A 17,233-nucleotide genomic window follows, 5' to 3' on the forward strand; every position below is an offset into this window, starting at 1 on the left:
TTGCAATTCGTCGTTTTGCTCTGTTAGCCTCTCCAGCTAGGAATGAAAGGTCGGATAGCTAAGTTCGTTCGCTTTGCAAAAAACAGGAATAGAAAGCCTACTGATTTTTTTCAATGATACCCACCCAATCTTGCCGTTTTCAGATTGATTCATCGCTCCTCCTTTGTTGTAGAGAAAACTATGAATGAGATTTAGTTATATGGGTATGTTTATTTAATTCGACGCTTACGTATATTATTAATTTAACATCTATCCTATGGAAGGTCGGTTAATATTTATTCAAGAAAGTAAACGGTAAAAATAATCAGTTTTAAGTGATTAATGAGCATTAGGAATAACCTTAATAAATTACACGGAAAACAAAGTTATTTTAATTATGTATGTAAGACTGCTGAGTAAAATAGAGTAATGAGGAGGAGGCCGATCACAATAACGTGCTGATAGGCCATGGAACTATAAATCCTTTCCTTGTTCGGTTAGACAGAGTTATTATAAAAATAACTCATCGAAATCGTTACGAATAGATTCATAGTTATCTTTAGAAAGTAAAGCTTTCTTGCTTGATAGCCAAATTACATTGTTTTCCTTATCACTTAGCAGACTTTTATAACTAGCTTGATTCATACCGAATACAAATAGTTGTTGGGTGTCCCAATCTGACAAGAATTCGGCAATATAGCTAACATTGTCATCATCTTGTTCTTGTTGAAAAGGGGTGTCCAATACAAATGGTAGAGTGTATGCATTACAATACTTAGCACTAATATCATTCAAAGATTTGTAATAGGCTAAAATTGAACGAGAAATATCACTTCCACTCACATCAAAGTTATATATTATTTTGTTTTTGTCAATATCTTGCATATCTTCAATGTTTAAAAGTTTGAAATTATTCAAGAGCGAAGAAATGAATTCACTCTTAATCGTTTTTATTTTATCTTTTTGTTCTTTAGATGGCTTGAAATCACGGATCGAGTTAATTCGATCGTCTAGTAAAGATATTTCATGAGTGCTTTTATTAATGACATTTAAAAATAAATCTTGCATCATTTCATCAAAATGTCCTTTTGCATGAGCAATGATTTGCTGCTCTAAATGCGCAGGAGTATTTGAAATAACTTTATGAGTTAATATTTCTGATTTCACATAAGTAATTTTATTATTTGTGGATTTTATAGATTTTCTAATGGAAACAATATCAGATTCAATTTTTTTCTTTGACTTGGATATATCATCACGTTCTGATAAAAGGCTAAATCTCGACACTATATCATTATCATGCTCTGTTCCACATGTGGGGCAAAGTAATGACTGTCCCTCAAGATTATTAGTAGCATATTGGTAGTCTTTAAAAAGTTCACTTTCAGCTTGAGATAGAATTTTATGCTCTTCCTTAAGAGAAAATAAGTCTTTTTTAAGTTCGAATAAATGAGATTTTAACTCAATCTCTTGTCCAATATAGTAATCTAATTTGTTATTATCTGATGATGTCGAAGATATACTAGAGATGTAATCTTTTAGGATGGGGCTCCTAAAATTCACAAGTTTATCACGAACAAAATCAATCTTTTCTACGTCTTTAGCGATGTTTTTTGTTGAGTTAATTAAAGGTGTTCTTTTTAATAACGGTTCAAAATATTCATCAGGTTTTATACCTAAAAAGTAATCGACAACTTTATTTAATTCAGTTTTAGTATAGAAATGAATCGATAGGGACTTAAATAATTCACTCCATCCTAAATCTTGATGAATAAATGAACGCAAAAATTGTACACAAGTATAAGGGATCTCATAATTGTCCTTTACACCTTTAACTTGTACACATGCATTAAATTCAATTATTTTTGAAAAAGCTAAAGAAAAATCTTTAAGAGAATAGAATGTATCCTTAGATAAGTTTGGATAAAATATAGACATAGTGTTTTTATATCTTGTGATGATATACATATCATCACAAATAGAAAACTCTAATGCAGTCTTAACATCTAATTTTTTCCATGATTTCTGTTGCTTAACATCGATACCTAAAGCCCAAAAAATGGATGTAGATAGACATGTTTTACCAACATTATTTGCCGTACCTAGTATCAAATTCTTTTTCGGTGCAAACTGAAATATGTTTGCGGACTTCTCTAAGTCTGAGATTATTGCTATTTGATGGAATATTAACTGTTTCATGTTTTCTCAGCCTAAGATTTCTGATAAGTAATTGATATTTTCTTTGTTCATTCATATACACTCACAAATTTCACAAAAAATCGCATCTACAATAGTAAAGTCGTCACTGTCAAAGATACCTTCAAAATCATCTGTTGAACTTATATTATTGGCTATGTTATTTACAGTACCAAATAATGAGTCATCAGAACATTCTGAAAAGACTGATTTAACTTTCTGATTAAAAGCATCAAAAATTAGCGCTTTGTTTGAAATTCTTAATGAAAAATATTTTTTTAGTCGATTTTTAAATTCAACTTTTCCCTTAAAGTTTAACTTGTTATATTCGTGTTCATGATTAAAATAATTAAATAATGTGTTCCATATACTTTCAAAATCATTTACACCTGGGTTTATAGAGCGACGATCAATAATTTTATTAATTTGAGTGTTCGATATTGTTTTATGCTTTAAAAAGTCTTCCCATTTATTGTACCGGGTAGTATCACAACCTATCTTAACCAATTCAGTTGCGATGGCATCATAAATCAACTTTGGTTTTGAAGATAAGTTTGGATCTAAAGAGTCAATATAAGTGGCAATTTTTCCAACAATCATCATGGAACTTTCATCTAATGATGTTGTTTTTATTCCATTAATAAATTGAATAAAAGAAGGGATCTCAGAAATTTCCAGATCACGAATTACTGCTTTCTTTATCTCATCTTTAACAGATTCTGAAAGGTGGTCGAAACTTATGTAGTCTTTTTTATCAATACTATCTTCTGGATTAGCCAAATCAAAATTGTATCCAGTGGAAGATACAAGAGCAATTCTGTTAATTCGTTCAGAGATTCTTTTCTTGTTAATGTGAGAAATCATCTTTGATATAACAGAAGGTTTGTCTTTGCTTCCTGAACAAATTTTATTTGCTGTCAATCGTCCTGTTTTAGAACGTTCTTTAACTTGAAATAAATCTAAAGACGCATTCGAAAAGTTAGTATCATTGATGAACATGACATCTTCATGAGTTTCCATCGTAATAGCGCACTCATTAGTACTGATACAGTTATTCAGAATATGTAGCAAAGCCCAATTATACTGATACCAGTACTTTGCAAACGTTTGTGCTCCAGAGTCTTCATTTTCTTTATCCTCCTGAGCAAAATTGATTACAACGCCACTTTCAGTTATATCAACCATTGTTTTATCCACAACATAGTATATTTTATACCTATCACGTTAAATAGCTGATTTGGCTTAGTAAAACACTAGTTTCAGCTGCATATCGTATTTTGTCGAACATTTTAGCTCTTTGTGTACAGAAAAGCATACAAATTTCGATGTGTAAATTTGTTACAGTTCACACAAAAAGTGTGGCTGCAAAAACATGCCGTAAGGTTTGAGGAAAAAAAGGTAGTCAACGCACCAAAAGTGATAGTTTAGCGCTGTATGGTATTGAACATTTTTTGCGCATTCAGCGAAACAATCATGTACATATCCATTGTGTTGGCAAGGTATGGGGGAAGAACGAGGTGGACTTTCCTCTGGTTCGTTTGGGAGAAATTGTATCTCTGGATCTAAGCTAAGCCTTGCCTGGTGATAGAAGTGCTTTTACTCTTTTGGACTGGCAATCTGATATCCCATGGTTTTGTAGCTTTTGGCTCTTTTATCAAACATTCTTTGTAGCATTGGTAACTTGATATCCACGTAATCATAGATAATAGTGTCGTGTTTACCATCTGATTGCCGATGAATACGGCCTGCATATTGGGCAAGTGATCCTCGCCAGGAAATTGGCATTGTGAGAAATAATGTATCGAGGCGAGGAAGGTCGAAGCCTTCACCTATGTATTTACCTGTTGCGACGATTACTTGAGCATCTTGTAATTTCTTATTTGCGTCTTCTCGCTCTTTGGCTTTCATCGCTCCTCGAAGCACTACAGCGCTTAATTTTTGGGCCTCTAATAGTTTTAATAGTAATTTGGCATGCTCCCTTCGTTCTGTCAGAAGTAGTGGGTTGCGACCAGATTTAATTGCTGCAGTCACATCATTTATGATCTGTTGGTTTCTCTCATGATTCTCCATAATCCAGTGATAGACGGAAGCGATGTGAGGTCGTTTTTCTATATCACTGAGCTCAAGCGGTGGTTGGTTGTGTACATGTTTTATGTGGACGGTTTGAGTAAAGGAATTGCTATGGCTTGAAATGACCTTATGCCTTACTGGGCCAGCTAGCATAAACATGATCTTTTGATGTCCATCTTGCCTATCTGGTGTAGCTGTTAGTCCATGTACATATTTAGCATTTACTTCATTGATAACCATCTCATATCTTGGCGCTGAAATGTGGTGACATTCGTCGATGATCACTTGGCCATATTGGTGGGTTAGTTCTGATATGGAGTTATCACGTTTGTTAATAAGACTTTGATAGGTCGCAATATCGATCTGTCCTGTTGGTTTTTTCTTACCTCCGCCATACACGCCGACATCAATACCTGATGTAAATGAGAGGATACGATCTTTCCATTGGTCTAGCAGTTGTCTGCTGTGGGTTAAAATGAGTGTATTTACTTTTCGTTTTGCGATTAAACCAATTGCGGCCACCGTTTTTCCGAAAGCCGTTGGTGCGTGCAAAATACCAGTATCATGAGATGCCATGGCATCGACGGCAGCTTGCTGCTCTTCTCTGAGTGAGCCTAGGAATTTGATGTGGTCTAGTGGCTGTCCGACGGTTCTTTTTTCATTGAAGATAACATTGATTTTTTGGCTATCTAGAAGGGATCGAACTTCATCAAAGCACCCCCTAGGAAGGGACAAATAGCCTTTTTCAATATGAGCACAACTGATATAGCGAGGGATACCATGTGTAGAAAATCGCATTGCTTGTGTTTTAAAGAATGTTGGATTTGAAAAGCTCGCGACTCGTTTTAGGTTGGCGATTACCGGGGAAGGTAATGGTTCAGTTGGTATATAAATATGATTTGCTAATGTCACTTCTATGGAGTCAGGGCAGTTAGGAATCAAGCTATGGGCAATAGGTTTATTTGTGTCCCATGGTTCAGTTAGTTCAAATATTTCCTTAGTGGTTGATTGGTATGACTCCACGAGTTTGAGTACTTGCTGTTGTGAAAAACGTCTGATTTTTGATAAGAAGTCCCACTGATCGAGTTGGGGGTTCAAATTTTCATCCACAAACACGCTGAAGCCATGGTTTCTGGATTTTAGTTGTAGAGGGAGTGCTATCAGGTTACCAAACCCTCCTTCAGGCATCACATCTTGGTTTGGAAACAATCTGTCGTAAGAATCAAAAGAAAGCGATGGTTGAATTTCCATGGCTTTATCGAGTATCAAGAAGCCAAGTCGGCGGATCGTTTTTGCCGATATGGGTTCAGAGAAAAATACCCACAAATGTGCGCCATTTCCTGAGCGGGAAATCTCAATGGCATGAGGAATATCATAAGCTAAACATGCTTTAGATGTTGCCTGAATGGACTCTTGCCAATCGGACTTATCAAAATCGATAGCAAGGAGATGAGAGCGACTGTCTTTACAAAGAGGGTAAAGTCCTACGACTATTTTTCCGGAGAGATGATCGTAAAGTGTTTGATTGGTGATGGGCTTAAATTGCTGGTTTGGACATTCTCCACACTTCACCTTGGGTTTTGCACATACTCCGTTTTCCCATCGTATCGCATAAATATCAGCTCTTCCTTTAAACAGGCCGGCAAAAATTGCGATCTTTTGTTCAGGAGTCATTGAAGGGGTTGGTGGCGGTAGATTTTGTTGTTTTAACAACTCTTGTTTATGAGCTAATAGTTTTTGCTTTTCAGCATCAAGTTGCCGCAGACGAATGTTGATCGCCTCAAGTTCTGATGACAGATGGTCTCGATTAGTAATATCAGGCAATTGAGGCACCTCAAATTTTTAACTTGGTTACCATGTTTAACTGCTTTTCTTGCGAAATGCCAATTCCGCTTTGAATATTTCAATTCTCCAGCGAGGCTGATTTTTTTGTGTCTGAATAATGGCCTCAATATGATCGGTATCAAGATTTTTTAGAGGCTTGAATTCGACAGGTTGATTACCGTTTTTACCTCGTGTTCCCCAAAAGAAACCTTGCCTAACTTCATAATGAGGCGCATCAGAGTAGATGGATAGCTCCTCAAATGGCTCAGTATTAACGTTGCGTCGTAGCTCATCCGTACCCCCGTCCACCATATAGGTCTCTCCATTCTTATCAACGTAAGTGACATAATCGTGACGATGTCGGCTAATCAAGATTGTGTTGTCAGGGGTTTTAATTCGGTTTAGCACTATATGTTTCATGTGAGAGCCTCGCTTAATTTGCGGCCGTATTGGGTTAGATTATCTAGAGTTACCTTAGATTGGTGCTGTTAATCGCCTTCCCGAACACAGGTATCCTGGCACATACCCTTGGGCCTCGATTCTTCATCACCAAATGTAAGATAAAGATGGTTTGGTTTTGAAAAATTGCCGATGGTGCAGATGCCCCAAGACCAGCAGTCGCTATAGTCTTTATCTTGCTCTTGCATCATCTCGAGTTCGGCTTCTAACAGTTCGTGAATCGCCTCAATATATCTTGGTGTTAATTTGATTTGGTGGTTGTGATATCTAGCCATTTGACTCCAACCTCAGAAATTAGCTCTATACTGTGTTTATATACAGTATTGCTCCGATTTGAAAAATAGCAAATTGATGGAGGGCTAGTATGGATATACCCAATATTTTAAATCTTGAGCATGAACTAAGAGTACCTACTGGTTTCGATTTAACGCTGGTGGTGCATGAGTACGGGCTTTATGTCAGCCAAAGTCAGCTCATTACACATTGGTATAGCTTTCGTCTGTTAGCTCTATCTGTCGCCTTTTATCGGGATGAAGAGGTTCGAAGGGTTATGTATTCGCTCCCCAAGCAATCGGACTTGTTTAGCCTCCAATGTGCATTTCAATTGTGTGTACACCAAACCTGCAGCGATAGATTTAAACCGTCGAAGGTTCAGTTCTCGTATTCTTTCGTTAATGACGATGATGCACGTGAAACTATTGATGAATTTTGGCTACAGCTGTTGAAGCAGGTGAAGTGCTTAGAAGGATTGCGACGAGCGGAGGGGTGAAAGCGTTCACTGTTTTATATGTTCGAACTCAATGTGAAGTGAGGCAAAAATGAAAATTAAAGAAGCATTGATTGTATTTGGTATGACAAGCCTACTCGTTATGAGCATCAATATCGTTCTTAATTCAATCATTCTCGTTGTTGTATGGAATGGCTTGGTGTCCAGTATTCATTCCACCTTACCTGATTTGAGCTTCTTTAATGCTGTTGGAGTGATAGCTGTCACTTATATTGTGCGGGGTAAATTTTCTATTAAGGTGAGTATTTCTAATTAACAGTTTCCCAATGCATCTTAAAGTATTTACTTAAGCCAGATCTTGTCACTGAGCTTTAGATACGTTTCCTAAGGTCTTTCAGGCGGACTGTTATATACGTAGGATCTCAAGTGAAAAAGTGGAGCATCTGCATAGAATCACCAGAGTGCCTGTGTTTTCCGTGGAGTAGTAGGTTGGGATATAGATAAACGCATGACGACAGATTTGGTAGCGCGTCTAAGAGACTGCCATGTAAATACTTATTTTTTAAATTGACAGAGACTCTTGAAATACCGGAAAGAGTTGCTCGGATTTAGTTAAGATTTTGATTGTAAAGAAATTATGTTAATATGTAATACATATTAATGTCACTCCGTGGATGAGTGTATTTTTTGTTAGCTTAAAACATGACGTGGCTGGTCGAACTTAAGCAGATCATAGCGTAGTAGTTTTAGTTTACGACTATATCAACCACTAAAATAAACAAGGTGCTGAATCCATCAAGGTGGAGTCAATGCTTGAGATACTTTAGAGCTTAATTTTTGAACGGCCAAAACTAGGAACTTGAAAGCTAGTTTGGTCATTATAATGTAGAGCGTTAACTAGGTGTTAAGACGTAATGGAATATGGTTTGAATACCGCGCAAGTAGCAGTAATTATTGCGACCAAAAATAGACCCAACCTATTAAAACAACGAGCACTGTACTCAGTCTTAAAGCAGTCCCGATTACCAAAATATTTAATTGTTGTAGATGACTCTCCAGAGCAAGCTCAACAACAAAATAGGTTGGTTGTCGATTCCCTTTCATCAAGTGATTATCATATTCAATACCTGAGGAATCAGCGAACTCGTGGTGCCAGTGGTGCGTGGAATACGGCAATAGATTACCTGAGCAGCCAGCAAATAAAGAGCAATGATTCGCTGTTTTTAGCATTCCTTGATGACGATGATGAATGGCATTCCAGCTATTTAGAAAGATGCTTAGCGGTATCAAGTGCAAATCACTGCAATATGGTGGCCGCTGGATTCTACCGTTATGAAAGTAATGGCCTGCAGCCTATAGAGTGCTTACCACCTAAGTCATTAAATGAAGACCTATTCTTGCGGGGCAACCCGGGAATTCAAGGCTCTAACCTATTCTTATCACTCGATGTCATGCTGATGGCTGGCGGTTTTGACGAACATCTCTCAAGCTGCACTGATCGCGATCTATGCATACGTCTCTGTGAATTAGGAGTGATTCGCTACCATTGCATAAATGAACCATTGTTAAATCACTATGCAGATAGTGATCGCCAAAGGCTTAGTACACCAAACTCACCAGCCAAGAAAAAGGGTTTGGCAGCGTTTTGGCAGAAATATCATGGGCGCATGAATGACGCGCAGCGTGAAGCATTCCTTGAACGCGCACTGCTTCTGTTTAAATGGCAACCAGAAACAGCACCGCAAACAGCATCAAAGTCGGCACTTCAAATCGGGTTAACACTCGGCATTGAATTAGGAAGTACCTCGTTTTGTCAGCTAAGCCAAGCTATAGAGAGAATTCACCAAGTAGGCCAACAGTATCTAGTTGGCTTTAACCTTGTGTTGACTGCAACTCAAGATTTGAATTTGAATGATTTGCGTACGTTTCTTGAATTTGTGGGACAACAGGGAATTACTTGCTACAACTTATGTGCTCAACAAACATGTATTGAAATAGCTACTGCATTTGTCGCCAAAGAGAACATTGGCCATAGTGCATGGGTATTAAGAGGCTGGCAACCTCAAGAGCAACCATCCGGAAAAAGCGAAAATGTCATTTCAGCAATACTGACAGAATTAGGTGCTCGCCAGTTGTGCAACGACAGCCTTAATGAGCAGTTCACAAAGCAGCAAAGAGAACTAATTCAAAAAATAAAACAGTGTCGCACTGACGCAGCCCATGCTCGTATTAATAAGTTATTTAGTACCAGTGATCTACAACTACTTGGTATTGGCTCTGAAGCCATTGTAATGACCGATGGTAAACGCGTTTTTAAGTGCATTGATTACTGGAAAACACGTCTACCTGCTGAGCAAATTAAGTTTTTACAAAAGGAGTGTTCACAATGGCGTGATCTACCTGGTTTATATGCCCTCGATGAAATCATTTCTGATGGCAAAACCTTAGTGCTGACTTATCCCTATGAGGTGAGTAAAGCCTACCAAGGTGGTGACTGCGAGCAAGTGATTAATTTGCTGTATAGCTGCAGTAAAGCGGGCATTGTATGCAATAACATTCATCCTAAAAACCTGATAAAAACTCAAGATGAAGTGAAGTTGATTGATTATGGCTCAGATATTCGCCCATGGAATGAACTGGGTTTTGAACACATGGCGCGGCGTGCTTATCTAACTATTTATCATGCGGGTCACCCACGTCTAAAGTATTTAATGCGTCAATCGCTGCAAACCACAAATCTGCCGGAGATGCAGGGCTATCAAGTATTTCGTCAACGATTAAGCGGTATTGACTGTAACCTGAAGCTAGAACAGCAAGCCCGTTTGCCCCTGACTTTGCCATCAGAGCCGCCAGCACCTTTTGCACTAACTATCGGCGTGATTACTGGTGATGCCCATAAACTATTGCCATTGCTTAACAGCATTGCCGAACTTGCGAAGTATGGTTTTTTATCCAAGGTAAACACCATCGTACTGTGCAACGGTTGCTCGGCTAGCTCTCTGAAAGCTGTTCTTGAGTATAGCAAGCGACCACTGGGCAATGTTCGAATAATCAGCGAAGCACGACAAGTAGAAGATGCTGAAAGTGGCTTATTTGGCTCAGACTTAGCTAGCCGCCCTCGAGGCCAGGTCGGCATCGCACATGCACGAAGTATGCTGCAAAAGTACGTTGGACTAAAATGCGAAGCGAATCCAGATAGCATTGCTTGGATTCTTGATGACGACATGCGCTTAGATGCGCGTGCGAAGCAGTACCTCGCTTGGCTACCAAGGTTTAAGCAAGCGGGCGTTGATGTTGTTATTGGGCAATATGAAGGCTCCTCACCTAATCCTCCATTAAATGGCCTACGTGGTCAGCTGCAAGACCTGCTGCATAACATACGCTGGCTAGATAAACTACCAAGCAATATCGAGCTGCCTGACCGCAGCGGCGAAAACACAATACTTCGAAATAAATACCCTGATTATTACTACGATTTATCGCGTAAACATTCGGCTCATATTGAAGTTCCATTTTGGCTCGAGCCCGCCTACAAAGGCGAAACTGTAGCGGAAGCGCGCGCCCGTTTGTTTGCTTATGCGCCATTGGTGGTCACGGGCTTCCCGCTCACTCGTAGTATCATCCCGGCATGCTCTGTAGACCCATTGGCGACAGCAAAAGACACTGTCAATCGTGGTGGCAATACCTTTGTAATAAACCCAAAGGCGTTAACACAAACACCCAACCTAATTCCTAAAATTAACGGGCGTGAAGCGCGCCGTTCAGACATGGTCTGGGCGATGGTCAATAAGCATCACCATGGGCTAAGTATTAAAAGCGCACCATTTCCGGTGCAACATACGGGGCGCGTGCAAAACAAGCAAGTGCTGGACTTGGATAAGGTACAGGATGAAATCATGGGCTCGGCACTGTACGCTGGTCTGCAGGATTTTTTGCTTACAAAAGAACAGCATAATCTGGTTTTTACTTCTGCCGAAATTATCAAAGTTTGGCAAGCTACCAAAGTAGCACGCAACATTCGTCTCGTTCGTTTAAAAAATAGCTTTTATCGAATTAATGGTTTGGCACAAGCATTGTCTAAGTTTCCAGAACTCACCGAGCTATGTGAATACCTGATTCGATCCTTTAACCCAGCCACGATTTCCAAACTAGAAGCTCAGGTTAAGCAAATGAACGAGCGCCATATTTACGAGTTTTTAAATCAAATTGAGCCGCAAAGTACCCGCTTTGCAAAAGCACACCAGAAAATTGTTGAGATAATAGAATAAAATGCCTTATAAAAATTACTGCGAACTCCCAACACCACATGGCACATTTAGAATGTACGATACTGGGAATGAATTGCTACGAGTGGTCACTTTTGGCGATATTAACAAACTAGGCAGTAAGCCAATAGTGCGATTGCATTCCTCTTGCTTAGCCTCAGAGGTATTTGAAGCACGAGACTGCGACTGCGCAGACCAATTGCGCGAAGCCATGAAAGTCATGGCACACGATGGAAGCGGTATCATTTTTCATTTGCATCAAGAAGGGCGCGGGCAAGGTCTCTCGAAGAAGATTCAAGCGGTATATAAAATGCAAACCGAGGCACTAGATACCGTTGAATCATTTCAAGCGATGGGCTTAGAACAAGACATTCGCGACTACGCGCCAGCTATCAAAGTGCTAAAAAAAATAGCGATAGAACAAGTGCGATTAGTGTCAAATAATCCTCGAAAACGACGTGCACTGGAACAAGCAGGTATCGCGGTAGAAGTCGTTAATACTCACCCACAAGTACGCCACGAAAACGCCGACTACTTGCAGAGTAAAAATGACAAACTGGGCCACTATCTGCCTTTGGGCCTCGAACATGATAATACCAGCTCAATTCACTTTTATCATTCTGACCAAACCTGGGGGGAGTTTTCCAACTTCTCGCAACATGCCGTTTATCTATATAACAAAATTTGGCGTACAACTGAGCATTTTTATCAAGCTCAAAAGTTTAGTGATCCTGCACTACAAGAGCGTGTTCGCTCTGCTGCGAGCCCGATGTTAGCCAAACAAATAGCCAACCAGCTGGAATCACAACATCTCCAACCTAACTGGCACAACGTGAAAGAAAAGGTGATGTGGCAAGCGCTTGCAGCTAAATTTACTCAGCACCCTGAGCTTAAAGAGTTATTGTTATCAACACAGCAACGTAATATAGCCGAACATACACGTAATGACAGCTACTGGGGCGACGCAGAAGATGGCACTGGCTTAAACCGATTAGGTGCGTTGTTAGTGCAATTGCGCAGCCAGTTACGAGATAATAAAGAGACACAACTATGTGCGGAATAGCGTTACTTTATGGTGACACCGCAGAACAAAGCATGTCAGCGACCCTAGATCGGCTTTTTCATCGAGGGCCTGATGACCAACACTGTTGGGTCAGCGGTCAATTAGCTATAGGCTTTGTACGCTTGGCGATCAACGATGGAACCATCGCAGGTCGTCAACCATATAAAGCTGGTGAATTGATAGGGGCATTTAACGGCGAAATCTACAATGCTGATGCACTTGTTAAACAACATCACCTAGTGCTGAATAGTCAATGTGATACACATGTTATTGCACCGCTATTTGCTCAATTAGGTAACCAAGTGCTGTCAGAGTTAGACGGTTTTTATTCAGGCGTCATCTATCAACCTAGCGTCCACACTCTTTACTTATTACGCGATCACATAGGCAAAAAACCGTTATTTTATGGTCAAGCCAACGGTAACATATTTGTTGTAAGTGAGCTCAAAGCGTTACATAACATCGAGTGGTTTGAGCAAGTACCATTAGGTATAAGTCAGTTAGAGTTAACTACAGGAAAATTAACGCAATTAGCAGAGCACCAACCGCTAGCCAAGGAAGCGGTTAGTCTGGCTGTTGCAATGGAACAAGCAGTCATAAAACGCTTGCCCAAACAGCAGTTTGGTGTTTTCTTGAGTGGCGGCTTGGATAGTTCAATTATTGCAGCACTAGCTAATCAGCACTGCAAGGATATCACTTATTTTGCACTTGGCGGCCCAGAGAGTTCCGATATCGCGATGGTTAACAGACTCGTTAAGCATTTAGGGTTAAGCCAAGTTCGCTATATTCCGTTACCAACAGAGCAAGAGCTACCCTCATTGATTGCTAAAGTGCTTTACGCAACTGAAAGCTATAACCCATCGGTAATAAGTAATGGCTTGGCAACTTATTTATTAGCTGAAGCTGCGCAGAAGGAAGGTTTAAAGGTAGTACTAACCGGTGAGGGGGCGGATGAGCTATTTGCTGGCTACCACGATCAGCTATCAGAACAAGAATGGCAAGCAACCCGTACTAACCTGATAATCGACATGCGCTTTACCGAACTTCGTCGGCTAGATAAATGCAGTATGGCGCATAGTATTGAAGCTCGTTGCCCATATTTAGATCGTGTGGTGAAGTGTATCGCTGATACTTTGGAGCACAAAGAGTTCTATTTACCTGGCCACAATAAAGTGGCACTTAGGAATACCTTTGGGGATCTATTGCCAGTCGAAATCGCTACCCGCAAAAAAACCTCATTCGATGTAGGCAGTGGCATACGCAAGTTGGTGGTGGACTATTTAACCCGCAACGGCAATACGGAAATAGCCGAGCTTAAGAAAATTTGGAAACGGACATTTACACACGATGCCGACAACACTTACTTTTTTAGCTACCCAACGTTTGATACTGCCATTGCTAAACGCGGGGCAACTCACAGATGACAGTACAATTAGCCCAAAAGATACTGCTCGACAAATTCAAGCAAGAACCATTTCATAACCTCTATCTACTCAACAATGTGCAACCTAGCACAACGGCATATGGTGGCACCTGCTCGGACAAAACACTAAGCTACTTAGAGGCAGCCAAAGTAGCAGGATTTGATGCACACTTGCATTCTGCTCGCATTGGCGGGCAAGATATTCACCGGTTGGTAAGGCTTGAGATTGGTAATCAGCGTTACTTTGCCGATATCGGCAATGGATGGCCATCCATTCAACTCTTCCCAGCAGCAACCCCCATTGTGTATGAGTGCTACGGAATGCGCTATAGGACTGAAATAGAAAATGGTGTGATCACGATTTACCACCTTAAACGTGGCGTAGAAAAGCAACAAATGGAAATAGATATTGCAGCAAAACCAGAGGCAGAAATCCGGCAAGGAATAGCAAACCGCTTTTCCACCAACATTACCTACCCATTTAGCAACCAGTTGCGATTTTCAATGATCGTTGGCCAGCGATTTTTATTTATTCGTGGTACCCAGTTAGAGATATACAGTAGCAGTGGCTACGAGGAAGTCCCCAACATCAGTATAAGCGATCTACAAAACGTGGTAATGGAATATTTTGGCTATGATATTAAACTACTAGAGTCTCACGTCGGCTATAGAAAACATGCTAGAACCAAAGTATGAGATCATAAAGTTTCATTTTTGGTCTTCTTCCCTAAGCAACTTTCAGTGCGTCAACCTCTGATTGCTCGTGATACTAGAGGTTGTCCTAAAGGTAAATATACTCCTGTATTAGCAATATATGGAGTAAGAAATTACTAATGAGGTGAGCTACTTGGGCGACATACAATTCGAACATAGTTTGTAGTTTGCAACATGTTTGCTTGGTGTTGATTCTCGACAGAAAGAGCAATACTCCTCATAATGATCGCGTTTTTTATCTTGTAGCTTGGCTTTGAGTTCACCTTCTTTTGTCTCTACATCATTGAAGTATGCTTTCATATAGTAATCGTGGAAAATTAGCTTAGAGAAGGGAATTAATTCGCTCTTCCAATCGTACTGAATTTCATCACCAACAAGTTCGGGTTCTCGCCAGTGTACCTCAAACCAAAGTTCGCCAGTTTCGTATGTTAAGTTTTTTGCATCATCACTCAAAACAAAAACGTTAACCCTGTTCCCATATGCGATATCAAGGTCTGTGTACCTTTGACCATCAAACTCAAGAAGAACCCAAATAACAAAAGTGTTATTACGCTGGTAAAACTCTTCACGGGCGACAATAACACTGATGAAAGTTGAACTCATTTGAAGTTCAAAAACTACGTTTCGCGTTTTACCATCGACAGTATACAGAGCTGATACATCGGGCCTCCGCCATGCTTTAGTCATTACATTATTAGGGTTCTTATCTCGAAAAGTCGGTTCCATTCTGGCTTCAGAAAAACACTTATGGGTATCAGCAACAATTGCATCATAGATGAATGCTTTTGCGTTTCTGTGGGGTGCACCTTCCTTCTGCCCGTTAAACTTCATGGCTAGAACTTCTTCGGCCTTTAGCTTGTATTTTTCTTGCAATGGGCAGTCTTCACTTGATAGGCGATGGCTGTAGTGATAAATCACACGAGAAGGAGTTCCTCGAAGTACGAGAGGCTGGTAACAGACTGAGCAAAGATAGGTGCGAGTGCCTTCTTCTATCTGTCTGCGACGTCGGAAGAATTCACCTTCATCAATACCGTCTAATTGCCTCGCGACATTAATAAAATCGCGCACGATAGGATCGTAGACTTTGGTAATGAGTCTATCGTGATGAGCCTTCATTTAATCACCATTTTTAACTTCAGCGAGTTGTTCTCTTAGCTGATTAACTTCACGAAAGAGTGCAAACTTCTGTTTTGAGTAGAAATCAGCGGTGTTCTTCGCTTCACTTAACATTTGATTCTTACTAATCAGCTGTTCATCTAAATCAACTAAGGTGGAATTTTTACTCCTTATCCGTTTTTCAAGAGTAGCGAGTTGATTAAAGGCATGATCAACTTTCTCGGTAACGGACTTAAAATCTTCAAATGTCATATCGATATGACTCAGAAAACCTTTCATCCAATTCACTTCAGATAGCTTTTTATCGAGTGACTCGAGTTCTTGGCGCTTCTCAATAGCTTGGTTTTCTACACGGTTTAGGTTTTTTCTCGCAAAGTCGATCTCGCTTTCTATTTCGCGGACATGCCGACGACCAGAGCGAAATTGCTCTCTTAACACTTCAACCTGACTCGCTAATTGAGTAGCCTCGTGACTATGAGCGCCATTTTTAATTTGTGACTCGAGCTGACGTTTTTTTTCAGACAGGTTGTTTACTTGCTGGATTAAGTGAGTACGTTCATTTTTCAAAGCCTCTGCAGATTCATAAAGAGCAACCTGATCTAAAATATCCGCTGAAAATCTGAGTTCTGTTTGGGCTTCTTGCAAGTGCTTTTGTACAGATGATAGCTCCTTTTCCGCTTGCGTTTTTTGCTTAGAAAGCGAGTTAGCTTCTAACGCTGCAATAGTACGAGTTAGGGGAGCAAGTGGTGACAATGCCAGCCATGCGCATCGATTGACGAATGATTCACTTACAACTTGAGTACGAAGATAGGCAGTAAGACCTGAGGAAGGAAGAGTCAGTGTTGATATATCCATTTCAATGACACTTTGAAACGATTCCCGAAGAGCCATAAGTTGATGGTGACTTAGTGCATAATCTTCGGTTCGCAAACTGAGATAGATGAGCTGCCCGCCTGTCAATGTCAACGCCAGAATAGGCATCATGCTGTGTTCATACTTCACTTCTGCGGCTATCACACCTTGTGCTGTGCTCTCACTGTTATCGAATGTTATAGGCAATGAAATATGCCCAATATCAATAAAGATTGAACAGAGCCTTTCAAGTAATTCGGAAAAGAGTGCGCCTTCACATTGGTTGTCTGCATGTTGAAAAAACTGGTTAGGAGAATGCCTTATAACAGGGGTGCTACAAGTGCGGCATATTGCATTTAAATCTTCGGATGTCCGCGAATCTATAAAACGACTATCACTATCCATACAGAATCTGAGTCCAATTCTGTGAGAGCTAAAAAGCATTCAACTTCACCAAAACGAATGTATACCTAAAGGTTGATTATATGCAATAGACCTCTCATGTGTAGATTTGTAGCCAAAAGTTTGAACCTAGCTGTAAATAG

13 protein-coding genes are annotated in these 17,233 nt (G+C 40.0%); 6 read left to right on the forward strand and 7 right to left on the reverse strand.

Features of this window, described 5'->3' with window-relative positions:
- Positions 1-489 precede the first annotated feature (489 nt).
- The 5 genes from OCU77_RS08005 to OCU77_RS08025 all read right to left on the reverse strand — a co-directional run bounded on the left by OCU77_RS08005 (position 490) and on the right by OCU77_RS08025 (position 6,803).
- Positions 490-2,178, reverse strand: a complete 1,689-nt coding sequence (locus OCU77_RS08005; protein WP_048901052.1) for a hypothetical protein — start codon at positions 2,176-2,178, stop codon at positions 490-492.
- A gap of 51 nt (positions 2,179-2,229) precedes the next feature.
- A complete protein-coding gene (locus OCU77_RS08010; RefSeq protein WP_048901051.1) occupies positions 2,230-3,360 on the reverse strand; it encodes a dsDNA nuclease domain-containing protein in 1,131 nt (376 codons plus the stop codon).
- Positions 3,361-3,771: 411 nt separating this feature from the next.
- Complete coding sequence (locus OCU77_RS08015; protein ID WP_244915189.1) at positions 3,772-6,069, reverse strand: TOTE conflict system archaeo-eukaryotic primase domain-containing protein; 2,298 nt, start codon at positions 6,067-6,069, stop codon at positions 3,772-3,774.
- Between the two features lie 36 nt (positions 6,070-6,105).
- Complete coding sequence (locus tag OCU77_RS08020) at positions 6,106-6,489, reverse strand: hypothetical protein (protein WP_146156707.1); 384 nt, start codon at positions 6,487-6,489, stop codon at positions 6,106-6,108.
- A gap of 68 nt (positions 6,490-6,557) precedes the next feature.
- Positions 6,558-6,803, reverse strand: a complete 246-nt coding sequence (locus OCU77_RS08025) for a hypothetical protein (RefSeq protein WP_107303164.1) — start codon at positions 6,801-6,803, stop codon at positions 6,558-6,560.
- A gap of 89 nt (positions 6,804-6,892) precedes the next feature.
- On the opposite strand from OCU77_RS08025, the gene OCU77_RS08030 reads away from it, so the two are divergent.
- The 6 genes from OCU77_RS08030 to OCU77_RS08055 all read left to right on the forward strand — a co-directional run bounded on the left by OCU77_RS08030 (position 6,893) and on the right by OCU77_RS08055 (position 14,702).
- Complete coding sequence (locus tag OCU77_RS08030) at positions 6,893-7,297, forward strand: hypothetical protein (RefSeq protein ID WP_107303165.1); 405 nt, start codon at positions 6,893-6,895, stop codon at positions 7,295-7,297.
- Positions 7,298-7,346: 49 nt separating this feature from the next.
- Positions 7,347-7,571, forward strand: coding sequence for a hypothetical protein (locus OCU77_RS08035; RefSeq protein WP_107303166.1), 225 nt, complete (start codon positions 7,347-7,349; stop codon positions 7,569-7,571).
- A 598-nt stretch (positions 7,572-8,169) separates the two neighbouring features.
- Positions 8,170-11,523 carry a glycosyltransferase family 2 protein gene (locus OCU77_RS08040; protein WP_107303167.1) on the forward strand — a complete coding sequence of 1,118 codons (3,354 nt, stop codon included), beginning with the start codon at positions 8,170-8,172 and terminating at the stop codon, positions 11,521-11,523.
- A 1-nt stretch (position 11,524) separates the two neighbouring features.
- Positions 11,525-12,583 carry a GTP cyclohydrolase II RibA gene (gene ribA, locus OCU77_RS08045; protein ID WP_083541053.1) on the forward strand — a complete coding sequence of 353 codons (1,059 nt, stop codon included), beginning with the start codon at positions 11,525-11,527 and terminating at the stop codon, positions 12,581-12,583.
- Positions 12,571-14,007, forward strand: a complete 1,437-nt coding sequence (locus tag OCU77_RS08050; protein ID WP_048901080.1) for an asparagine synthetase B family protein — start codon at positions 12,571-12,573, stop codon at positions 14,005-14,007. Before ribA ends, OCU77_RS08050 begins: the two co-directional genes overlap by 13 nt.
- Entirely contained in the window at positions 14,004-14,702 is a 699-nt protein-coding gene (locus OCU77_RS08055; protein WP_107303168.1) for an arylamine N-acetyltransferase family protein, read from the forward strand. Before OCU77_RS08050 ends, OCU77_RS08055 begins: the two co-directional genes overlap by 4 nt.
- 147 nt (positions 14,703-14,849) lie before the next feature.
- Here the strand turns inward: OCU77_RS08055 and OCU77_RS08060 are convergent, their stop codons facing one another.
- On the reverse strand, positions 14,850-15,836 hold the full coding sequence (locus OCU77_RS08060) for a DUF6035 family protein (protein WP_048901083.1): 987 nt from the start codon (positions 15,834-15,836) through the stop codon (positions 14,850-14,852).
- Positions 15,837-17,093 carry a coiled-coil domain-containing protein gene (locus tag OCU77_RS08065; protein WP_144414948.1) on the reverse strand — a complete coding sequence of 419 codons (1,257 nt, stop codon included), beginning with the start codon at positions 17,091-17,093 and terminating at the stop codon, positions 15,837-15,839.
- Positions 17,094-17,233 lie beyond the last annotated feature (140 nt).

Source organism: Photobacterium swingsii (genome assembly GCF_024346715.1).
Lineage (GTDB): Bacteria > Pseudomonadota > Gammaproteobacteria > Enterobacterales > Vibrionaceae > Photobacterium > Photobacterium swingsii.